The organism is Collinsella sp. CLA-ER-H3, assembly GCF_040092425.1.
Lineage (GTDB): Bacteria > Actinomycetota > Coriobacteriia > Coriobacteriales > Coriobacteriaceae > Collinsella.
The window spans coordinates 313629-335342 of sequence record NZ_JBBNLP010000001.1 but is presented as its reverse complement, the minus strand read 5'-3'; the positions used below and the strand labels follow the sequence as shown (position 1 = coordinate 335342).

24 protein-coding genes and 1 pseudogene are annotated in these 21714 nt (G+C 61.0%); 2 read left to right on the top strand and 23 right to left on the bottom strand.

Annotated features, from left to right (window positions below):
* Nucleotides 1-336: 336 nt before the first annotated feature.
* Both AAAX32_RS01530 and AAAX32_RS01525 read left to right on the top strand, forming a co-directional pair.
* Nucleotides 337-2829: a U32 family peptidase gene (locus AAAX32_RS01530; protein ID WP_349099725.1), complete on the top strand. Its 2493-nt coding sequence runs from the start codon at nucleotides 337-339 to the stop codon at nucleotides 2827-2829.
* 15 nt (nucleotides 2830-2844) lie between these two features.
* The gene (locus AAAX32_RS01525; RefSeq protein ID WP_232049565.1) at nucleotides 2845-3504 is read left to right on the top strand and encodes an RluA family pseudouridine synthase; all 660 of its coding nucleotides are present in this window, start codon (nucleotides 2845-2847) and stop codon (nucleotides 3502-3504) included.
* A gap of 342 nt (nucleotides 3505-3846) precedes the next feature.
* Here the strand turns inward: AAAX32_RS01525 and AAAX32_RS01520 are convergent, their stop codons facing one another.
* The 23 genes and pseudogenes from AAAX32_RS01520 to fabG form a co-directional block, all read right to left on the bottom strand.
* On the bottom strand, nucleotides 3847-4593 hold the full coding sequence (locus AAAX32_RS01520; protein ID WP_349099724.1) for a DeoR/GlpR family DNA-binding transcription regulator: 747 nt from the start codon (nucleotides 4591-4593) through the stop codon (nucleotides 3847-3849).
* A 3-nt stretch (nucleotides 4594-4596) separates the two neighbouring features.
* A complete protein-coding gene (locus AAAX32_RS01515; protein ID WP_349099723.1) occupies nucleotides 4597-5676 on the bottom strand; it encodes a Gfo/Idh/MocA family oxidoreductase in 1080 nt (359 codons plus the stop codon).
* A gap of 516 nt (nucleotides 5677-6192) precedes the next feature.
* A complete protein-coding gene (rplX, locus tag AAAX32_RS01510) occupies nucleotides 6193-6498 on the bottom strand; it encodes a 50S ribosomal protein L24 (protein WP_006235043.1) in 306 nt (101 codons plus the stop codon).
* Between the two features lie 13 nt (nucleotides 6499-6511).
* On the bottom strand, nucleotides 6512-6880 hold the full coding sequence (rplN, locus tag AAAX32_RS01505) for a 50S ribosomal protein L14 (RefSeq protein WP_006235041.1): 369 nt from the start codon (nucleotides 6878-6880) through the stop codon (nucleotides 6512-6514).
* Between the two features lie 118 nt (nucleotides 6881-6998).
* Nucleotides 6999-7259: a 30S ribosomal protein S17 gene (gene rpsQ, locus AAAX32_RS01500; RefSeq protein WP_006235040.1), complete on the bottom strand. Its 261-nt coding sequence runs from the start codon at nucleotides 7257-7259 to the stop codon at nucleotides 6999-7001.
* A gap of 16 nt (nucleotides 7260-7275) precedes the next feature.
* The gene (rpmC, locus tag AAAX32_RS01495) at nucleotides 7276-7491 is read right to left on the bottom strand and encodes a 50S ribosomal protein L29 (RefSeq protein ID WP_006235039.1); all 216 of its coding nucleotides are present in this window, start codon (nucleotides 7489-7491) and stop codon (nucleotides 7276-7278) included.
* Nucleotides 7492-7598: 107 nt separating this feature from the next.
* Nucleotides 7599-7994, bottom strand: a pseudogene (gene rplP / locus AAAX32_RS01490) (50S ribosomal protein L16); the annotation flags it as partial.
* Nucleotides 7994-8704 carry a 30S ribosomal protein S3 gene (gene rpsC / locus AAAX32_RS01485; protein ID WP_006235037.1) on the bottom strand — a complete coding sequence of 237 codons (711 nt, stop codon included), beginning with the start codon at nucleotides 8702-8704 and terminating at the stop codon, nucleotides 7994-7996. The pseudogene rplP and the gene rpsC, both read right to left, overlap by 1 nt.
* 6 nt (nucleotides 8705-8710) lie before the next feature.
* Entirely contained in the window at nucleotides 8711-9082 is a 372-nt protein-coding gene (gene rplV, locus AAAX32_RS01480; protein ID WP_006235036.1) for a 50S ribosomal protein L22, read from the bottom strand.
* Nucleotides 9083-9096: 14 nt separating this feature from the next.
* Nucleotides 9097-9357: a 30S ribosomal protein S19 gene (gene rpsS, locus AAAX32_RS01475; protein WP_006235035.1), complete on the bottom strand. Its 261-nt coding sequence runs from the start codon at nucleotides 9355-9357 to the stop codon at nucleotides 9097-9099.
* 32 nt (nucleotides 9358-9389) lie between these two features.
* Nucleotides 9390-10220: a 50S ribosomal protein L2 gene (gene rplB / locus AAAX32_RS01470; protein ID WP_055250219.1), complete on the bottom strand. Its 831-nt coding sequence runs from the start codon at nucleotides 10218-10220 to the stop codon at nucleotides 9390-9392.
* A gap of 179 nt (nucleotides 10221-10399) precedes the next feature.
* Entirely contained in the window at nucleotides 10400-10687 is a 288-nt protein-coding gene (gene rplW, locus AAAX32_RS01465; protein ID WP_022094197.1) for a 50S ribosomal protein L23, read from the bottom strand.
* Complete coding sequence (rplD, locus tag AAAX32_RS01460; RefSeq protein WP_006235032.1) at nucleotides 10688-11314, bottom strand: 50S ribosomal protein L4; 627 nt, start codon at nucleotides 11312-11314, stop codon at nucleotides 10688-10690.
* Nucleotides 11315-11360: 46 nt separating this feature from the next.
* A complete protein-coding gene (gene rplC / locus AAAX32_RS01455; protein WP_089572481.1) occupies nucleotides 11361-11981 on the bottom strand; it encodes a 50S ribosomal protein L3 in 621 nt (206 codons plus the stop codon).
* Nucleotides 11982-12430: 449 nt separating this feature from the next.
* Complete coding sequence (locus AAAX32_RS01450) at nucleotides 12431-13057, bottom strand: histidine phosphatase family protein (RefSeq protein ID WP_349099722.1); 627 nt, start codon at nucleotides 13055-13057, stop codon at nucleotides 12431-12433.
* A 39-nt stretch (nucleotides 13058-13096) separates the two neighbouring features.
* On the bottom strand, nucleotides 13097-14251 hold the full coding sequence (locus AAAX32_RS01445; RefSeq protein WP_349099732.1) for a cation diffusion facilitator family transporter: 1155 nt from the start codon (nucleotides 14249-14251) through the stop codon (nucleotides 13097-13099).
* Between the two features lie 149 nt (nucleotides 14252-14400).
* Nucleotides 14401-15615 (bottom strand): PTS transporter subunit EIIC, encoded by a 1215-nt coding sequence (locus AAAX32_RS01440; RefSeq protein ID WP_349099721.1) that lies wholly within the window; start codon nucleotides 15613-15615, stop codon nucleotides 14401-14403.
* Nucleotides 15616-15655: 40 nt separating this feature from the next.
* Nucleotides 15656-17380, bottom strand: coding sequence for an acetyl-CoA carboxylase, carboxyltransferase subunit beta (gene accD, locus AAAX32_RS01435; protein WP_349099720.1), 1725 nt, complete (start codon nucleotides 17378-17380; stop codon nucleotides 15656-15658).
* The gene (locus tag AAAX32_RS01430) at nucleotides 17367-18710 is read right to left on the bottom strand and encodes an acetyl-CoA carboxylase biotin carboxylase subunit (protein WP_349099719.1); all 1344 of its coding nucleotides are present in this window, start codon (nucleotides 18708-18710) and stop codon (nucleotides 17367-17369) included. The genes accD and AAAX32_RS01430 overlap by 14 nt, the downstream gene beginning before the upstream one ends.
* A 10-nt stretch (nucleotides 18711-18720) precedes the next feature.
* Nucleotides 18721-19143: a 3-hydroxyacyl-ACP dehydratase FabZ gene (gene fabZ, locus AAAX32_RS01425; protein ID WP_099432064.1), complete on the bottom strand. Its 423-nt coding sequence runs from the start codon at nucleotides 19141-19143 to the stop codon at nucleotides 18721-18723.
* Between the two features lie 9 nt (nucleotides 19144-19152).
* Complete coding sequence (gene accB / locus AAAX32_RS01420; RefSeq protein WP_349099718.1) at nucleotides 19153-19629, bottom strand: acetyl-CoA carboxylase biotin carboxyl carrier protein; 477 nt, start codon at nucleotides 19627-19629, stop codon at nucleotides 19153-19155.
* Between the two features lie 3 nt (nucleotides 19630-19632).
* Entirely contained in the window at nucleotides 19633-20880 is a 1248-nt protein-coding gene (gene fabF / locus AAAX32_RS01415) for a beta-ketoacyl-ACP synthase II (RefSeq protein WP_349099717.1), read from the bottom strand.
* Nucleotides 20881-20919: 39 nt separating this feature from the next.
* Complete coding sequence (gene fabG / locus AAAX32_RS01410; protein ID WP_349099716.1) at nucleotides 20920-21693, bottom strand: 3-oxoacyl-[acyl-carrier-protein] reductase; 774 nt, start codon at nucleotides 21691-21693, stop codon at nucleotides 20920-20922.
* Nucleotides 21694-21714: the final 21 nt, after the last annotated feature.

Below are 21714 nucleotides of genomic sequence, written 5' to 3'. Positions count from 1 at the left end.
TCACACCGGGAGGCACAATTCGGTCTGAACACCGCGCTTGATTTGGGATAGTACTCAAGGTTTCCGCGCGATGCAAGATTATTATCACGTTGCGAGAATAATTTATCGCCCAACGGCGCCTGTCGGCCGCTGAACGGCATGACCGGACGGTGAAGTTCAAAATGATCCGTTTCCCTCCGTCCCCATCGGATCAGGCGATCCATAGGGGACGGAGGGAAACGGATCATTTTTGCTGCAAGGGCTGCTGAAGACTTTATCCTGCTTGGGCCACAGGGCTCGTCCGCCGCAACAGCACCACTATACTTTTGAGTATCTGAGCATTTTGAAAGGCAGGATATGACCGCAACCGCCAGTCGAACCACCAACCGCAGACCCGAGCTCTTGGCCCCCGCCGGAGGCCCGGAGCCCTTTGCCGCCGCACTCGCTGCCGGGGCAGACGCCATCTACTGCGGCATGGGCAGCTTCAACGCCCGCCGCAAGGCCACCAACTTTACCGACGAGGCCTTTGAGCAGGCCTGCCGTGCTGCACACCTGGCCGGGTCGCGCGTCTACGTCACGGTCAACATCGTCATCAAGCAGTCCGAGATGGGCGATGCGCTGCAACTCATCCATCGTTGCTCCACGCTGGGCGCCGACGCCTTCATCATCCAAGACTGGGGCCTGTTCTTTGAGGTCAAGCGCACGATGCCCGGCATCGAGACACATATCTCAACCCAGGCGAACATCCATGACGACCGCGGGACTATCTGGTGCCGCGAGCAGGGCGCCGACCGCGTGACCCTCTCGCGCGAGCTTTCCATCGACGAGATTGCCGCCATTCACGATGCCGCGCCCGATGTGGACCTTGAAGTCTTTAGCCACGGTGCCATCTGCTTTTGCTACTCGGGCCTGTGCCTGCTCTCGAGCTTTGCCATGGCGGGCCGCTCGGCCAACCGCGGCATGTGCGCTCAGCCCTGTCGCCTGCCTTACGAGCTGATCGACGAGAACGGCCGCACGCTCTCCCCTGCTGGTCGCGAGCGCGCTCTATGCCCGCGTGACACCAACACCTCACAGCTTGTTCGCCGTCTGTATGACGCCGGCGCCGCATCGCTCAAGCTCGAGGGCCGCATGAAGGCACCCGATTACGTGTACTCAATCGTCGATGTGTATCGTCACGAAATTGACGACATGCTGGCAGGGGTCGCCGTTGCCAAGGACGAGGAAGCCGCCCGCCAGCGCCAGCTCAAGCGCTGCTTCAACCGCGACTTTACGCACGCCTATCAGGACGGCACCTCGGGCGACGAGATGATGAGCTACGAGCGCTCCAACAACCGCGGCCAGATCGTGGGCACGGTGCTGGGCAGCCGCCCGGCCAACCGCGATGTGCGCGGCCTCAAGCCCGACGACCGCCGTCGCCGCGCCGCCATCGCCCGCATTGAGCTGTTTGAGCCCGTGGGCAAAGGCGACCTGCTGGAGCTTCGCCACGACGATGAGTTCGACCAATTTCTGACCACCATCGCCGCCGATGATGCCGCCGCGGGCGACATCATCGAATGTCGCGTTCCCCGCAGCATGCCTGAGGGCTGCCGCGTCCGCGTGATTCGCAGTCAGCGTGCCATTGACGCCGCCGGCACCGCGCTCAAGCGCGATGTGCTGCGCCGCCGAGCTGTTGACGTGTCCGTTGTGGCGCGTCTGGGCGAGCCGTTTGCCGTTACGCTCACCTGTTGCGACGATCCTTCGCTTACGGCCACGGCCACGGGCTTTACCGTCGAGGCTGCCAAGACCCGCGCCGTCGAGGCATCCGATCTGGTTGAGCACGTCGGGCGCATGGGCTCCTCTCCCTTTGAGGCCGCAAGCTTTGACGTTTCGCTCGACGCCGGCTGCGGTATGGGCTTTTCCGCCGTGCACAAGGTGCGCGCCGCCGCTTGTACGGCGCTGGAAGAGGCCATTCTGGCACCGTACGAGGAGCGCGCAAAAACGCTCGAGTTGCCGGTGCTCGACAAATGTACGCGCCCCATGCCCAAGCACTACCGCGACGAGCCGCAGATCTGCGCCACCGTCACCTCGCTCGAGGCCGCCGAGGCAGCCCGCGCGGAGGGTGCAACGCGCATCTATATGACCACCGACGCGCTCGAGGCTGTCGGACTCTCCCCTGCCGATGCATTTGAGCAGGGTATCGTGCCCGTACTCGACGAGGTCTGCCGCGCCGTCGACCACGAGCGCGTCGATCCTTGGATCAATGCCGGAGCCACCGTCGCCGTCGGCAATATCTCCGAGCTCGCCGTAGCCGCTCATGCCGGCGCCACGGCCGAGATTCGCTCTTGCCTGCCGGTGCATAACACGCCCTGCATGGAGGCACTTGCCGAGCGCGGAGCCGGTGCGTTTTGGCTCTCGCCCGAGATCACGCTCGACGAGATCGTCTCGCTTGCCACCGCCGCGCCCGCAGCCCTGGGCATCACTGTGTTCGGCCGCCCGCGCGTTATGACGAGTGAGCACTGCATCCTGCAGGTGGCCAATGGCTGCATCCACGATTGCGCTAACTGCCGCCCGCGCGCCCGCAAGCTGTCACTCAAGAATATCGACGGCAAGGTCATGCCCGTACGCACCGACATCCATGGCCGCTCTCGCCTGTACGACGCCTACCCCATCGACCTCACGCCGCAGGTTCCTCAGCTGCTCGATGCCGGCGTGCGTCGTCTCATGGTAGACGGAACGCTGCTCGAGACAGATGAGGTGGGCCGTGCCGTCGCCCGCGTCCGTCGTGCCGTCGAAGCAGCACAGGCCGGCCGCAAGCCCGCCGCCCGCCTGCGCGGCGCCACCTCGGGCTGCATGTTTGTGGGAATAAGCTAACCGAAAGGCTTACACGTGAACGAAGAACCTCAAGTCCTTTACTGCGACGCCTGGCTCATGGCCATCGACAAGCCCGCCGGCATGATCGTCCACGGCGACGGCACCGGCGAGCGCACGCTCACCGACTACGCCAGCGACCTGCTGCTGGCGATGGGTGACGGCTTTGCCGCGACCGACATGCAGCCGCTCAACCGCCTGGACCGCAACACCACCGGCGTGGTGTTGTTTTCGCTCGACAAACAGACGCAGCCCGCCTTTGACCAAATGGTCATCGACCACGCCTTCGAAAAGCACTATCTGGCGCTGGCCGAGGGCAAGATCGACTGGAACGAGAAGCTCATCGACAAGCCCATCGCCCGCGACCGTCACGACAGCCGAAAGATGCGCGTCGGCGCCAGCGGCAAGCCGTCTCAAACTCGCGTGAAGGTGCTCAAACGTCTTAAGAGCCGTCGTGGCCTGCCCGCGCGCTCGTATATCGATGTCGAGTTGCTCACCGGCCGCAAGCACCAAATCCGTGTGCACCTGGCAAGCGAGCATCATCCCCTGGTTGGCGACGACCTGTACGGAACGCCGCGCCCCTGCGGCCTGATGCTCCACGCCCACAGCGTGTCCTTCACGCATCCCGTAACCGGCGAGCACATCCACATCGAAGCCCCCTGCCCCTGGGAGCCCTAAACCACCACAATGGGGACAGGCACCTTTGTGGTGGTTTTGCCGCAATGGTTCAACCGCGGTCCCAAAATGTCTCGATCTGTAACAGTTAGAACCCATTTTCCGGTCTATCTGTTACAGATCGAGACATTCAAATCCCCCTTAAGGGAAAATCTCAATCTGTAACACCTAGCCCACTTTTAACGGTCCAGTTGTTACAGACTTAGACAAACCGGCAGACAACGAAAGCGGCAACGCCCGTGATGGACGTTGCCGCTTTTCTATTGAGAAAACTACTCGGTTTTCGTTACTAACCACCACAATGGGGACAGGCACCTTCGTGGTGGTTTTGGCCTTGTCCCGTCGCTAGACCGTGATGACGTTATCCATCGCCCGATACTTGGCGGGGACCTCACCTGCGGTAATAATCGTTGCGTCGCGGAAGTCCGCGAACTTAACGGGCGCCACCATGCCAAATTTACTGGCGTCCGAGATTACGAAGCGTTTGGCGGTATGGCGCATCGAGATACGCTTGACCTGCGCTTCCTCGATATCCGGTGTGGTGAGACCTTGCTCGGCGGCGATGCCATTGGAACCCCAAAAGCCGCAGTTGAAGTTATAGCGGTCCAGAGTTGCCAAGGCATCGGGACCGACGAGCGCCTCGGTCTCGGGCTTGAGCTCGCCGCCCAGCACCACGGTGCGCATACCACGCAGGGCGAGATGCTGAGCATGGAGCACGGAATCGGTCACATAGGTGACACCCTCAAGGCGCGGAAGGTGCTCGATGAGCTTGAGGGTCGTGGAGCCCGAATCGATATACACAAAGCTATCGGGCTCCAACAGGGCCGCCGCACGGGCGCAGATACGCTCCTTGTCATCGTTATGGAGATCACTGCGCTCGCTGATCGTCAGGTCGCGCGTCACGTGCGCGCGCAACAGACTCGTCGCGCCTCCGTGCACCTTGGCGATACGGTGCGCGCGGTCGAGCGTTTGCAAGTCACGGCGAATGGTGGACGGTGTCACGCCCAGGGTCTCGGCAAGCTCCGGCACGGTAACCGAGCCAGCCTGCTGCACCATTGACACGATCGCGTTGAGCCTATCTTCCGCAAGCATCGCTTACTCCTCCTCGGGGTACACGACTCCCCAATCGGCGCGGAGCTCGGTCATCAGCTCCATAACATCGGAAGCATAGCCCAGAAGCTCGCGCTTCGAATCATCGCCGGCGACGGCCTTCTCCAGGTCGGCCATCTCGTAGCACAGAGCGTAGGCCTCGGTGCCAGCGTGGACCTCCTCGCGGTAGCCGTCCGCAGTCCACACGATGGTCGCGTGGTCGGCACGCGGATACTCGTTAACCTCGATATAGCACTTGTCGAAGCTGATGACCGAGCGCTTTGGCTGCTTGGAGTGGAGCGTAAGGCTCACGACGCCCAGCTGCTGCTCGGCGTTACGGCAAACAATGCCACCCGCGACGTCAACGCCAGTCTCACAGGTGTTGCCCAGAGACACGACCTCCGCGGGCTGGCTGGCCATAAACAGGCGCATGACGGACAGGGCATACACGCCAATGTCGAGCATGGCGCCGCCGGCAAGACTACGGTTGTAGAAGCGGTTGGTCAGGTCGCCGTACTCCTTATAGCTGCCAAAGTTGAGCTGGGCGAGGTTCATCCGGCCAAAGTCGCCCGCATCCATGCGACGGCGCAGCTCCTGATACAGCGGCATGTGAAGCACCGTGGTGGCGTCCATAAGGACCACATTATGCTCGTCGGCGATGGCACGGGCCTCGTCGAGCTCGACAGAGTTGAGGGTAATGGCCTTCTCGCAGAGCACGTGCTTGCCGGCGGCCAGCGCGGCACGCAGATAGGTGATATGCGTGTTGTGCGGCGTGGTGATATAGACGGCATCGATGTCCGGATCGGCGTAGAGGTCCTCAACCGTTTCATAGACCTTCTCGACGCCATACTGCTCGGCAAAAGCCTGAGCCTTGGACAGCGTACGGTTGGCGACACCCGCGAGCTTGCGGCCGGCCAGAGCGAGGGACTGGGCCATTTGGTTGGCGATAACGCCGCAACCGATCACGGCCCAGCGGAGCTCAGGGGCCGTAAAGATATCATCGGGGAACGGCCGATCCTGGACCGAGGCAAACGCCGCCTTTGCGGCTGCCTCGGCGTCGAGCGGAGCCTGTTTGTAATCTGCCATGATGTGCCTCCTGAGTCATCGGAAGACCTTCATTTCAACAACCTTATATTCGCACAAATACGCGCACATTTGCTTGTGTTTGCGTGTTTATTTGCTTATCGGTCATTATTTAACCATAGTTAGCAGATATTTGCGCGGCCATGCGCATCATCGCGCAAGACTCTGCGCGTAAATGCGCATGTGACAATCCTTGTGAAACATATAGAGGCGGAGCACCAAAGCCCTAAAGACAGAGCCAGCTGTATTACTTCACCCCTCTGGGGGCACCAGACATCGAAGGACTGTCCCTAGGTGCCGCTTTCGTTGAAGCCTATCCTAGATGGCCAGATATACAGATCTAAAGACCGTCCCCATCAACTAGCCGTTTAAGAACGTCCCCAACGACTAGTCATTTATGTCTGTCCCCAATGAGTGCAATCACTCATTTAAGTCTGTCCCCAATGAGTGGGGATAGAAAAAGGCCCGGATGCCGTGGGGCATCCGGGCCTTTGCTAGCAACTTGCTGTTGCGGGCAGCTTAGAACTTGTGGCCGCACTTCTTGCAGACGCGCAGCTTGTTCTTGCCGTCCTTCTCGTGACCGACGCGGGTAACCTTACCGCACTCGGGGCAAACGAGATTGACGTTGGAGGCGTCGATAGGAGCCTCCTGCGAAACGATGCCGCCCTGCTGGTTGGCAGCGTTGGGCTTGACGGCCTTCTTGACGACCGAAACGCCCTCGACAACGACCTTGTTCTCGGCGGGGAGAGCACGCAGGACAACGCCCTGCTTGCCGCGATCCTTACCAGAGAGAACCTGGACCTTATCGCCCTTCTTGATATACATATATCTCCCCTAACTACAGGGTCTCGGGAGCGAGCGAGACGATCTTCATGTACTTCTTGTCACGAAGCTCGCGAGCGACGGGCCCGAAGATACGGGTGCCGACGGGCGAACCATCGTTGTTGATGACAACGCAGGCGTTCTCATCAAAGCGAATGTAGGAGCCATCCTTGCGGCGGATCTCCTTAACGGTGCGAACGACGACGCAACGGACAACGTCCTTCTTCTTGACGTTGGCGCCAGGGGTAGCCTCCTGGACAGCACCGATGAACACATCGCCGATGCCTGCATAACGACGCTTGGAACCGCCAAGCACCTTGATGCAGCGAATCTTGCGAGCGCCGGAGTTGTCGGCGACGTTCAGCATGGTTTGCATCTGAATCATGGTAGATGTTCCTCCGAACTAAGAACCGAAGAGAGGTGCGCAGCCTTTATACGGCCCGTGGTATGCAAGCCAGGCATACGCACATCTTCGGAAACGTACAAGTCGTAAGAGCGACTGCTTATTTAGCGCGCTCGACGACCTCGATGAGGCGCCAACGCTTCATCTTGGACATAGGACGGGTCTCCATAACGCGGACGGTATCGCCCACGCCAGCCGTGCACTCCTCGTCGTGAGCGTGCAGCTTCTTGGAGCTGGTCATCATCTTGCCGTACTTGGGGTGACGCTTGCGCTCGGTGATGGTGACAACAATGGTCTTGGCACCGGAGACGGAGGTAACGACACCCGTACGGACCTTACGCGAGTTACGCGAATCAGTCATGTTCTCTCCTTAGGTCCTACTCGGCGACAGCGGACTTCTCCGCTGCGATCTCGCGGGCGCGCTGCTCCGTGAGGACGCGAGCGATGTCCTTCTTCACGGTGTTGACGCGAGCGGTGTTGTCCAGCTGGCTGGTGGCCATCTGGAAACGAAGGTTAAAGAGCTCGGCGCGCATTTCCTTCAGCTTCTCAACGAGCTGAGCGTCCGAGAGCTCACGAATCTCTGCGGGCTTCATTAGTTCTCCTCCTTGGCGGCGGCGGCGTCCTCAGCAGCCCACTTGGCCTCGAGAGCGGCCTCCTCAGCCATCTCCTTCTCGATGCGCTGCTCAGCGTTCTTAGCAGCAACAATCTTGGTCTTGATGGGGAGCTTGTGCTGCGCAAGACGCAGAGCCTCGCGAGCGACCTCCTCGGGAACACCCTTGACCTCGAACATGATGCGGCCGGGCTTGACGACGGCCACCCACTCCTCGGGGTTACCCTTACCAGAACCCATGCGAGTCTCGGCAGGCTTCTTGGTGATGGGCTTATCGGGGAAGATCGTGATGTAGACACGACCGCCACGCTTCATGTAGCGGGTCATGGCAATACGAGCGGCCTCGATCTGACGGTTGGTGATCCAATGGGCCTCGAGAGCCTGGATACCAAACTCGCCGAAATGCAGCTCGGTATTACCCTTGGCCTGGCCCTTCATGGAGCCACGCTGCACCTTGCGGTGAAGAATACGCTTAGGGGCAAGCACTACTGACCCCTCCTCTCGGAGTTACGACGACGAGGACGGGAAGAGCCCTCGAGTGCAGGGTTGGGAACAGGCTGGCCCGGGAGCTTCTCGCCCAGGTAAATCCAGACCTTCACGCCGCAAGCGCCCATGGTGGTGCTGGCGACAGCCGTGCCGTAGTCGATCTTGGCACGGAGGGTGTGCAGAGGCACGCGACCCTCGCGGTACCACTCACGACGGCCCATCTCGGCACCGCCGAGACGACCGGAGCACTGGATACGGATGCCCTTAGCGCCGGCCTTGCGGGCGGACTGGACAGCCTTGCGCATAGCGCGACGGAAGGCAACGCGGCCCTCGAGCTGCTCGGCGATAGACTGAGCAACGAGGTTGGCGTCGAGCTCGGGGCGCTTGATCTCGACAACGTCGACGGAGAGCTGGCCCTTGGAGACGCCAGCGACCTTCTCGAGCTCGGTACGGAGGGTATCGATCTCGGCACCCTTCTTACCGATGACAACGCCGGGGCGAGCAGTGAGGATGATGACCTTCACCTTGTCGCCAGCGCGCTCGATCTCGACGCGGGAGACAGCTGCGCGGGAAAGACGCTTCTCGAGGTACTTACGAATCTCGAGATCGTTACCGAGGGTCTTAGCGTAATCCTTCTCTGCGAACCAGCGGGAGCGCCAGTTCTCGGTGATGCCAAGACGGAAGCCGGTGGGGTAGACTTTCTGACCCATACAGCTTTACGCCTCCTTTCGAGGAGCAACGACGACGGTGATGTGGGAAGTACGCTTCAGAATGCGAGAAGCGGAACCCTTGGCGCGGGGACGGATGCGCTTAAGCGTCGGACCCTCGTCAACATAGGCAGCGGCGACAACCAGGTTGTCGGCACGCAGACCGTTGTTGTTCTCGGCGTTCGCAACGGCGGAACGGAGAACCTTCTCGACATCCACGGCGACGGCGCGGTCGCAGAAGTGGAGGATGTCGAAGGCCTGAGCGACAGGCTTGCGGCGGATCAGATCGACCACCAGGCGGGCCTTGCTGGGGGAAACACGCACGTACTTAGCGACGGCGCGAACCTCGGTGGCCTCAGTTTCAATAGACTTAGTTGCCATTTACGGTTAACCCCCTATTTGGCCTTGTGGCCACGGAACGTACGAGTCGGCGCGAACTCGCCGAGCTTGTGACCAACCATGGACTCGGTAACATACACGGGCACATGCTTGCGGCCGTCGTGGACGGCGATGGTGTGACCAACCATCTCGGGGAAGATGGTGGACGCGCGGGACCAGGTCTTCACGACGTCCTTCTTGCCAGCCTCGTTCATCGCGGTGATACGCGAGAGAAGGCGAGTCTCCACGAACGGGCCCTTTTTGAGACTTCTGCTCATAAGTGCTTTCTCCTAAAACTCGGTATCCGAAATTACTTCTTACGGCGACGAATGATGTGCTGGTTCGAGACCTTCTTCTTCTTGCGCGTACGAAGGCCCTTCGTCGGCTTACCCCAGGGGGTAACGGAGGGACGACCAGAGGTGTGGTTCTTGCCCTCGCCACCGCCGTGCGGGTGGTCGACAGGGTTCATGACGGTACCGCGGACGGTCGGGCGCACGTTCATGTGACGCTTACGGCCGGCCTTGCCGATGACGATGTTGGCGTGATCGGCGTTGCCGACCTCACCGACGGTGGCGCGGCAGGTAACGAGGATGCGGCGCATCTCGGAGGAAGGCATACGGACGATAGCGTACTTGCCCTCCTTACCCATCAGCTGGCAGGAGTTACCGGCGGAACGGGCGATAGCGGCGCCCTTGCCCGGCTGGAACTCGACGGCGTGGATGAGCGTACCGACGGGGATGTCGGCGAGGGGCAGAGCGTTGCCCGGCTTGATGTCGGCGTCAGAACCGGACATGATGGTCTGACCGACCTCGAGGCCCTTGGGGGCCAGGATGTAGCGCTTCTCACCGTCAGCGTAGTGCAGCAGAGCGATGCGAGCGGAACGGTTCGGATCGTACTCGATCGTGGCAACCTTGGCGGGCACGCCGTCCTTGTTGCGCTTGAAGTCGATCACGCGGTAACGACGCTTCACGCCGCCGCCCTGGTGGCGGGTGGTGATGCGGCCGTTGTTGTTACGACCGGCCTTCTTGGGCAGGGGCTCGAGAAGAGACTTCTCGGGCTTGGTGCAGGTGATCTCGGAGAAATCGGAGATCGTCTGCCAACGCCTACCAGCGGAGGTCGGCTTAAGGTGCTTTACAGCCATTACAATCCCTTTCAATAGGAATCCGTTAGCCATCGCAGACAGGGATTCGAGGTTCTGCCTCGGGTGCGATGACACCGGACGTATACACGGTTCCGGGCGTGTCCATTTTTTACGCCCAAAACCTTGAGCTCTCGCCTCCCCTATTTGGGAGGCATGAGCTCACTCAACAGCAGCGAGTCTTAGGCCTGGTTGCCAAAGACCTCGATGGTGTCGCCCTCGGCCAGCGTGACGATGGCCTTCTTCCAAGAACGGGTCTTGCCGGCGACATAGCGCACGCGCTTGGTCTTGGGCTTGACCGTCAGGGTGTTCACGCGAACGACCTTGACGCCGAAGATCTCCTCGACAGCGTCCTTGATCTGATACTTGTTAGCATCCTTGGCGACCTCGAACGTGTACTTGTTCAGCTCCATGCCGGAGAAGGAACGCTCGGACACGATCGGACGGATGATGATCTCGTGGGCGGTCATTTATGCAAGCACCTCCCCGAAGTGAGCGGCGATGTCGGCGGGCATCAGCACGGCGTTGTTGTTGACGAGATCGTAGGTGTTGGCCTCGTCGGCAGTGATGATGAACGTCTTGGGAATGTTGCGGAACGACAGGTAGGCGTTGACGTCCTCATCGCGAACGATGATGGTCAGACGCTTGCCCTCAAGGCCGAGAGCCTTGAGCATGGCGACGGCAGCCTTGGTGGAAGGCTTCTCGAAGCCGTAGTCGTCGACGAGCACGAGCTCGCCATCGGCCAGCTTGGCGGACAGCGCGGAGCGCATAGCCAGCTTGACCTCCTTGTTGTTCATACGCTTAGCGTAGGAACGGGGCTTGGGGGCGAAGACAACGCCACCGTGACGCCACTGGGCAGCACGGATGGAACCCTGGCGGGCACGGCCGGTGCCCTTCTGACGCCAAGGCTTCTTGCCGCCACCGGAAACCTCAGAGCGGCCCTTAGCGGACTGGGTGCCCTGACGCCAAGAGGCCATCTGGCACTTGACGATGTGGTGCATAACGTGGATGTTCGGCTCGATGCCGTACACCTCAGCGGCGAGCTCGGCCTCGGCGACCTTCTTGCCCTCGCTGTTCTTTACTTCAAACTTTGCCATTTAAGTGTTCTCCTTGGTATGACGCTGGGCTAAATGGGCTGGGCCCTTAGGCCATACGGATGGCGACGAGACCATTCTTGGCACCCGGGACAGCGCCCTTGACCAAGATGAGGTTCTGCTCGGCATCGATGCGGACAACGGAAAGGTTCTTGACGGTAACGCGCTCGTTACCCATGTGACCGGCCATCTTGACGCCCTTGAGGACGCGCGCAGGATAGGCGCACTGACCGATAGAACCGGGGTGACGCTGGAAGTGAGAACCATGCGTCATAGGACCGCGGCGCTGACCCCAGCGCTTGATGCGACCCTGGAAGCCCTTACCCTTGGAGGTACCGATGACGTCGACCTTCTCGACATCAGCGAAATCAGCGACGGTGACGACCTCGCCGACCTTGTGCTCCTCGCCGTTCTCGACGCGGACCTCACGAAGGAAGCGGACAGGCTCGACGCCAGCCTTGGCGAAGTGACCAGCCATGGGCTTGTTCACGTTCTTGGCCTTGATGTCGCCGAAACCGATCTGGACGGCGTCATAGCCGTCAGTTGCCTGAGTTTTAACCTGCGAGACAGCGCAGGGGCCAGCCTGGATGACCGTGACGGGAACGACGTTATCGTTCTCGTCCCAAACCTGGGTCATGCCAATCTTGCGGCCGAGAATCATGCTGATCAAGATATGATCCCAACTCTCGCGTGGTCTTGGGACAATGCGTACGCCACCGAGCGTACGCCCCTAGAGGACCACTACTTACACGACGTGCTCCCCAGCCTTGTATTTCGCCCGGACTACCTGACAACCCTATTAAGCAGGCATTTTGTCCAGCCAGAATACTCCCCTGGTTTCACACAGCTGTTTAGTATACACGGCTGCGGGCGTATCCATCGAGATTCATATTTCACTCACATTGTTTACGCAGGTAAAGTGCGTGGATGGCTCCTGGGCTTGGCAGAGGGCCGGCGAAATATATTAAGTTTGCTGCTCTACAGTCCTGCGCAAGACGGAAAGCACATTAAGTGCTTTCCTTTGCGTGCGGAACTCGCGACAAACTTAATATATTTCGCCGGCCCTCTGCCAAGCTCGGGAGACGACACGTTGATGTCTGCTTAACTCTGCTCGCTCAGCTAATTACTATGTTGGGGGTCCACAATTTGCTGCAAGGTGAACTTGCATTGCATTGGCTCGCCCTCTGCTTGTGGCTTTGCCTCATCAAAATCGAAGATCATGATGGCGCAGTTGGGGAGTTTTGTTGGGAGTTCGAAGTCCTCTGGGGCTGCAGCCTTGATGAATTGGCGGCTGGCGCTGCCGTGGCTTACTGCTAGGAGGGTTTCGATACCCTCGGCGCCCATGAGATTGGTGAGGGTGCCTACCATGCGCTCCTGCAGCGCCTGGCTTCCCTCTCCTCCGAAGGGGACTAAGTCCTCGCCGGGGTCCCAGACGTCGGTGGGAAGGGCATCGTGGGGACCTTCTTCGAAGGAGCCGTAGCTGCGCTCGATGATGCCTTCGCAGGGCTCGACTGCTGCATCCGGGCCGAGGAGTTCGGTTGCGACGAGACTTGCCGTGTCCATGGCTCGGCCTAAGGGCGAAGAGACCACTTTGTCGGGGACGACGTCGTGGTCCTTGAGCCATGCGGCTGCCATTCCCGCTTGCTTGCGGCCCAGGTCGGTCAACGGAGAATCGCAGCGGCCCTGGACCAGCTTTTTAACGTTGAATTCTGTCTGACCGTGGCGGAGTAGATATAGGCGCTTCATGCTCTCCCCTTCTGTATAACCTGCTTTACCGGCGCAGCCCTACTCGTGGGTATGGCCTACGTAGTCTTCGTCGATCGTGATCTTGGCAATCGACTTGGGATATTCGGATTCGACACGTTTCGCCAACGCGCGCTTTAGGTCCTCGGCGTTCATCGTCAAATCCGAGGGTCGCACGCAGTCAAAAATCACATTGGTGTGCGTGGGGCCCGGTACGCAACGCAAGTCGTGAATCGAAAGGCGGCTATCAATCTCCTGAGCCATGGCGTTGATGCGCAGGCGCATGCTCGCCACTTTGGGGTCGTCGGTCACGATGGGGTCGTAATGGAGTGTGACGATCATGCCGTCTTCGTCCCTAAACGACTGTTCGATGTTATCGAGCGTGTCGTGACTTTCCAGCGGGCTGGCCTCGGCTGCCATCTCGGCGTGAGCGCTTGCAAACTTCCTGCCCGGGCCGTAGTCGTGAACCATCAAATCGTGAACGCCCAAAACGCCGGGGTAGCTCATAATCTTGTCTCGAATGTGCTTGACCAGCTTAGGATCGGGCGCCTGGCCCAAAAGCGGGCTCACCGTATCTTGGATAAGCTCAAAGCCGCTCCAGCCAATATAGGCGCCAACGGCAAGGCCAACCCATGCGTCAAGATTGATGTGCGTCACCTGCGAAACAATTGCGCACGCTAACACGGCGCCCGTGGCAAGGACATCGTTCTTGGAATCCTGCGCGGTCGCATGCAACGTCTCGGACTCAATGCGGTCACCGAGCTTTTGGTTGAGGGCCGCCATCCACAGCTTTACGACCATCGAAAGCACTAAAACTGCCACCAGGGCAAGTGAGAACTCGACAGGTTCGGGGTTGACAATTCGCTCAACCGACGACTTCACCAGCTCAACGCCAATCAGCAGCACGAGCGCCGCCACGACCAGTCCCGAGAGATACTCGTAGCGACCGTGACCGTAAGGATGCTCGGGGTCGGCCGGCTTGCTCGCCAGCCTGAAGCCCAGCACGCTCACGATATTCGAGCTGGCATCGGACAGGTTGTTCATGGCATCCGCCACGATCGAAACCGATCCCGACAGCACGCCAATTGCACCCTTCGCAGCGCATAGTGCCACATTGGCGAGAATACACACCACGCCCGTCAACGTGCCCACGCGCGCACGGTCGCCCTGCGCACGACGAACAATCCACTCGACCATCCTCATCAGTCCCCACGGTACTACCTAATATCTATTGCTCAAACGGATTGTAGTGTAGCCACTTTGTCCTCCAGATACAAAAAGGCCGCAACCCACACGAGCCACGGCCTTGGAACATGACAAAGGAATCGTCCTTTTGTCGCACAGGTTTATGCGCTTACTTCAGCAGCGCTCGCCACTGTTTCGGGCGAATCGGCTTCGTCTTCTGCCGCCCACCCCTTCGCCGGCACCACGCCAAAGCAGTAGCTCAGCGCCGCAGACACCGCAAATGCCACACCGCCGGCAACGCAGCACCACAGCAGGTTCGAGATGCCGCCCGTGGCAAAGCCAATGACCATGAGGACATTTGTCATGCCGATGGTATAGGCCGTAACGTGGCACACGGCTGCAACAAGGCCTCCGACGGCGCCGCCAATGGCCATGCACGTCAGGCACCTGCCATATTTAAAGCCGCAACCGTACAGCGCCGGCTCGCTTACGCCGCCAAGAACACCCGAGATTGAATAGCCCAGCATGAGCGCCTTCTCGTCCTTATCCGCAACGCGGAGCGACGCGCCAAAGGGCATGCCCCAAACGGCGAACGTTGCCATCGTCGCGGCGATCAGGATGCACGAATCCGTTCCCACACTCATAAACTGCGCATAGGCGAGCGATAGGACAACGTTGCTGACGCCCGCGATCTTAAGGAACTCCCAGCCCGCGGCAAGCCCCATGAGCGTGAGCAGCGACACGATGCCACCGGAATTGCCAAGCATAAACATAAGCTGGCCCAACAGCATGCCCAGATAGCTGCCCGCCGGCGCCGTGATACACAGCGAAACCGGAACCATGACAAGCATGGTCGCAAACGGAACGAACGAAAACGCCACGGCCTGAGGGATAACGCGTCGAAAGAAACACTCCACTCGCCATAGCACGGGCACCGAGATGAGAACCGGAATAACAGTCGTCGTGTAATCGTTGACCGGCGCGGGAAGCAGCCCGTACACGGAAGTCATCGATGCCCCCGTCGTCGATACGGCATCGACAAGCTTGAGCAGATCGGGTGCAATCAATACGCCGCCCAACATCATGCCCAACTGCTCCGAGCAACCGAGCTGGCGGGCGGCCGCCCAACCAAGATAAATGGGCAAAAAGTAGTAGCCGGCGTTATAGAGCCAACTGTAGAACAGGCGATAGATTTCGGAATCGGCAGACCACAGGCCCAGCATGCCTTCGCCCATAATGACGGCGACGGTGCGGAACAACGCCGCGCAGACAATAAACGGCAGCGCCGACATCATGCTTTTGGACAGATAGTCCACCACGGCCATGGCGTTTGATGAGACCGTCGTTGTAAACGAAGTGTTAGAAACTTGTGACATGGAACGCCTTTCCCAATGTGACATGCGGACTGTCCCTTTGTCACATCGTGCGGTACCGACCGATTGCGCGGTACTTTTCGTAGCGGAGGTTTGTGAGGGTCGCGTCGTCGAGCTGCCCAAGCGTATCGAAGGCATCAAATGCCGAGGACATGACGGCACCGGCGATCTCCTCATGCGACAGGCCCCTATCGTCAACAATGCCGTCGATGATGCCGAGCGCCAACAGATCGGGGGCCGTGAGCTTAAGCGCCTCGGCGGCCTCATTCGCGCGCTCGGTATCCTTCCACAGGATCGACGCACAGGCCTCGGGGCTCACGACCGAATAGGCCGAGCTCGAGAGCATCAGGATGCGGTCGGCCACGGACAGCGCCAGCGCGCCACCAGAGCCGCCCTCGCCTGTCACCACCGAGACAATCGGCGTCTTAAGGCCGCTCATCTCCATGAGATTCTGGGCAATCGCCTCGCCCTGGCCGCGCTCCTCGGCACCGATACCGCAAAACGCGCCCGAAGTATCAACCAGGCACAGAACCGGTCGACCAAATTTCTCGGCTTGGCGCATAAGGCGACGCGCTTTGCGGTAACCCTCGGGATGCGCCATGCCAAAGTTGCGGCGCATGCGCTCTTTGGTCGTGGTGCCGCGCTCGATGGCAATAACCGTCACGGGACGTCCGTCTTTCCAGCCAATGCCAGCCACCACAGCGGCGTCGTCGCCAAAGTAACGGTCGCCGTGCAGCTCCACAAATCCATCCAAGCCCAGCAAGATCATCTCGCCCGCCGTGGCACGATCTGCCGAGCGGGTCTGCTTGACAATCTCGATCGCGGTTTTTGGTGCGGCCGAGCGCTTGAACAAGTGTCCCAACTTTTTGCCGCGGCGACCCGTATGCACGATCTCATGCGGTGCCCCCAGGACGGGCGCGTGCCCTTCGTGCAGCGCCAGCAGCTCGCCTACCGTGAGCGCAATCTCGCCACGCGGAACAACGGCATCGCAAAAGCCGTGCTCCAGCAAAAACTCGGAGCGCTGGAATCCCTTGGGCAGGCGTTTGTGCATGTTCTGCTCGATCACGCGCGGGCCGGCAAATGCCGTCAGGGCATCGGGCTCGGCCAGGATAATATCGCCCTCCATGGCAAAGCTCGCGGTTACGCCTCCGGTCGTGGGGTCGGTGAGCACCGTGATATACAGACCGCCCGCCTCGCTGTGGCGCCTAACCGCCGCAGAAATCTTGGCCATCTGCATAAGCGACGTCACACCCTCTTGCATGCGCGCGCCGCCCGAAACGGTAAAGCCGACAACCGGCAATCCCAGCTCGGTCGCACGCTCAAATGTGCGACAGATCTTCTCGCCCACCACGGAGCCCATCGAGCCCATCATAAAGTTGGCATCCATAAAGAAGAGCGCGGTATCGCAGCCGCAGATTTTACCCCTACCGCACACAACGGCATCGCGCTCGCCCGAACGCTCGCTCACGCTCTTGAGCTTGTCGGCATAGCCGGGAAACGAGAGGAAGTCCTCCGACGCCAGATTGGCATCCCATTCCTCAAACGTGCCCTCGTCAACCGTCATGCGCATGCGCGCGCGACCGCTCACGCGAAAGTGTTTGCCGCAACGAGGGCAGACCTCGAGGTTGTCGTGCAGGCGTGCCTCATCGATCACACGGCGACACTCCGGGCACTTGATAAACACGTGGCGCGCGGGAAACTCGGCGCACGACTCGGTCATCGGCCCCTCGAGGACGTTGACCGTCTTCGCTTTTCTATTCATCAGCATAGAGATGCCCCATCAGATCGGTGTGGTACATGCCCGACAAGAACTCGTCGTTTGCCAGCACGTCGAGCTGAAGCTCGCTATTTTCGCTCACGCCCTCAATCACGAGCTCGCCCAGGGCCGAGCGCATCTTGCGAATGGCACCGTCACGCGTGGGCGCACACACGATGAGCTTGCCGAGCATGGAGTCGTAGTACGGCGGAACGTTCGCACCGGTAAACATGGCGGAATCCCAGCGCACGCGCGGGCCACCCGGCACACGCAACGCGGTGACCGTTCCGCACGACGGCAGAAAGTCCGGCGTTTCGGCATTGATGCGGCACTCCATGGCGTGGTTGCGCGCCGGCATGTCCTCCTGCTCAAAGGGCAGAGGCTGGCCGGCTGCCACGCGCAGCTGCCACTTGACCAAGTCGGTATCGGTTACAAACTCTGTAACCGGATGCTCCACCTGCAAGCGCGTGTTCATTTCCATAAAGTAGAAATTGCCGTCGTCCGAGTACAGAAACTCGATGGTGCCGGCGCCCTCATAACCGACGGCACGAGCCAAGTCGCGCGCCGCCTTGTGCATACGGGCACGAATATCATCGCGTCCGTCGAGGCACGGCGCGGGGCTCTCCTCGATCAGCTTTTGGTTGCGGCGCTGCACCGAGCACTCGCGCTCACCGAGCGAAAACACATGGCCCTGCTTATCGGCCATAATCTGTACCTCAACGTGATGCGCCGGCGCGACGAACTTCTCCATGTAGCACTCGCCGTCGCCAAAAACGGCCTCGCCCTCGGCACGCGCCTCGATGAACGCCTTTGCCGCGTCTTCCACGCGCTCGACCTTGCGAATACCGCGACCGCCGCCGCCGGCACGCGCCTTGATGAGCACGGGACAGCCGATGCGCTCGGCCTCGGCCGTCGCCTCCTCGGGGCTTTTGAGCAAATCGCAGCCCGGCACGATGGGCACGCCCGCGGCAGCGGCCGTTCGGCGTGCGGCGTCCTTGTCGCCCATGCTGTCGATCACCTCGGCCGAAGGACCGACAAACGCCAGACCGTACTTGTCGCAGTCGCGCACGAAGCTCGCCTTCTCGGAGAAAAAGCCATAGCCGGGATGAATTGCCTTAGCTCCCGACTTTACGGCACAGGTGAGCACGGCATCGTCGTTGAGGTAGCTCTCGGCAAGACGCGGGCCGCCGATGCAATACGCCTCGTCGGCAAGCTGCACGTGCAGCGCATCCGCATCGGCCGTGGAATAAACGGCGACGGTCTTGATGCCCATATCGCGGCACGCGCGGATAACACGGACCGCGACTTCGCCGCGGTTGGCGATGAGCACTTTGTCGAACATGAAGCCTTCCTTAACTTTCGTGCATGAGTGCAAAAGACATATCGGCGCGGCAGCAAACCTCACCGTTGACGCTCGCGGTACCCGTCGCAAAGCGGAACGGCCCGCGCGCACGCGTGATGGAGCACACCAGATCCACCGTGTCGCCTGGACGCACCGGACGCTTAAAGCGCACCTTGTCCAGACTCGTATAGAACGGCGTCGCGCCGCGCGCCTCCTCATCGCCCATCAGCAGCACGCAGCAGTTCTGGGCGAGCATCTCGCACTGAATCACGCCGGGGACGACTGGGTTTCCCGGAAAATGCCCCTGCAAAAAGTACTCGTCGCCCGTAATCGTGATCTTGCCGTGGGCCTCGTCGCCCACCAGCTCGGCTTCGTCGAGCAAAAGCATCGGCTCGCGATGCGGCAACAGCTTCTTGAGCTCTTCTTTGTTCATGGATATCACCTATCCGATCCTCATGAGGCAGCTGCCAAACTCCACGAGGTCGCCGTCGGCCACGCAGATCTCGAGCACCTCGCCATCCGTCTCTGCCGTCACCTCGTTGAGAACCTTCATGGCCTCGATGATGCAGAGGGTCTCGCCGGCCTTGACCTTGGAGCCCACGTGCACAAACGGCTCGTCGCCCGGCGCCGGGGCAGCATAGAAAACGCCGACCATGGGAGCGGTCACCTCGGTGCCCTTGGGCTCCGGTGCGGCGGCAGGCGCCTGCGCGGCGGGTTCCGGTGCGCAGGCAGGCATGGCGACAGGAGCCACCGCCGGAGCAGTCACGGCACCCGGTATGGGCATGGGCACGGCAACCGGCTGTGCGGCGCTCGCGCGCTCGAGTTCGACCGCGGTGCCATCGGGCTCCTCAACGCGCACGCGCGTGAGGCCGCGGTCCTCCATAACATCGGCTATCTCGGCAAGTCTTTTGGAATCCATGCTCTAGCTCCTTGCATATCTACGCAGCGCGATGGCGGCGTTGTGTCCGCCAAAGCCCAGATTGGTCGAAAGCGCCCAGGTAAGGTCGGCGCGAACCGCTCGATTGGGCGTGTAGTCAAGATCGCAGGCGGGATCGGGCGTGTGGTAGTTAATGGTCGGGGGTACCACGCCCTGCTCGAGCGCCATGGCACAGGCCATGACCTCGATGGCACCCGTAGCACCGATCATGTGGCCGGTCATCGACTTAGTCGACGAGACGTGCGCGGCGCGCGCCGCGTCCTCGCCGAGCGCACGCTTAATGCCCGCCGTCTCGGACGAATCGTTGAGCTTGGTCGAGGTGCCGTGGGCATTGATGTAGAGGCCCTCGGAAGGCTTGACGTCGCCCTCGGCCACCGCCAGCGATATCGCACGGGCAATGCCGGCAGCCTCGGGATCGGGACTCGTGATGTGATAAGCATCATCGGTGTTGCCATAGCCTACGACCTCGGCGTAAATGTGCGCCCCGCGCGCCTGCGCATGTTCCATGCTCTCGAGTACCAGCACGCAGGCGCCCTCGCCCATCACAAAGCCGTCACGGTCTGCATCGAACGGGCGACAAGCCGTCGCGGGATTGGGGTTGGTGGTCAATGCGCGGCAGGACGTAAAGCCCGCAACGGCATCGGGAATAATTGCGGCCTCGGCGCCGCCGGCCAGGATTGCATCGGCATAGCCGTGCTTGATGGCGCGGAACGCCTCACCCACCGCATGGGCCGAGGTTGCGCACGCGGTCACCACGGGCAGGGTCGGGCCTTTTGCCTTATGGCGGATCGCGATATTGCCCGAAGCCATGTTGGGAATCATCATCGCGATCATGTAGGGCGATGCGCGACGAGGCCCGCGATCGGCAATCGTGTGGACGTTGTCGACGAGCGTCTGCATGCCGCCCACGCCCGACCCCACGTAGACGCCCAGGCGCTCGCGATCGATGGCGCCTTCGACATCAAAGCCCGCATCGTGCATTGCCTCGTCCGAAGCCGCCATCGCAAACTGAACGCAGGGGTCCAGGTGCTTGGCGTCACGCTTGCCAAAGTACTCGTTGCCGTCAAAACCCTTGACCTCGGCCGCCACCTTGACGGTAAACGCATCGGTATCGAAGTGCGTGATCGGGCCGATGCCGCACGTGCCGGCGCACATGGCCGCCCAGGTGGCAAGCGCGGTGTTGCCGAGCGGCGATACGGCACCGATGCCGGTGATTGCAACTCTCTGTTCCATCTTGGTCTCCTCATTCAAGCCGTTCTTCGGCCCTGGTTTCTACATCGCCATTCCGCCGTCAACGCGTACGACCTCGCCCGTAATGTAGGCAGCCGCATCGCTCGCCAAAAAGCGCACCACGCCGGCCACTTCCTCGGGGCGCGCCATGCGCTTTAGGGGAATCTGCTCCTCGTTTGCCGCGCGAACCTTCTCCGAGAGCTTTGCCGTCATATCCGTCTCGACAAACCCGGGGGCGACCGCGTTCACTCGTACGCCGCGGGGCGCAAGCTCGCGCGCCACCGCCTTGGTCAGGCCGATCACGCCCGCCTTGGAGGCAGCGTAGTTGGCTTGCCCGGCATTGCCCATCAGGCCCACGACCGAGCTCATGTTGACGACGCAGCCGCCGCGCTGGCGCATAAAGGTCTTGGTGAGCGCGCGCGTCGTATTGAACGTGCCCTTGAGATTGACATCGAGCACGCGGTCGAAGGCATCGTCGCCCATACGCATGAGCAGGCCGTCGCGCGTGATGCCGGCGTTGTTGACGAGCGCCCAAATGGAGCCAAAGTCGTTGAGGACCGCTTCCACGCACGCGTTGGCGGCAGCGGGGTCGGCCACGTCGCATTGATATGCGCGTGCCGCGGCGCCAGCCGCCTCGCAGGCTTTGCACGTCTCGCGCGCCGCATCGACGCTGCCGGCATAGACGACGGCGATATCGTAGCCATCCTCCGCCAGACCCACGGCACAAGCGCGGCCGATACCCCGCGAGCCGCCCGTGACCAGTGCCACGCGACGTGAGTCGTTGCGCTCGAGCGCGCCGTTGTTCAAGTTGCCCATGTCATTCCTTTCGGGTTACAG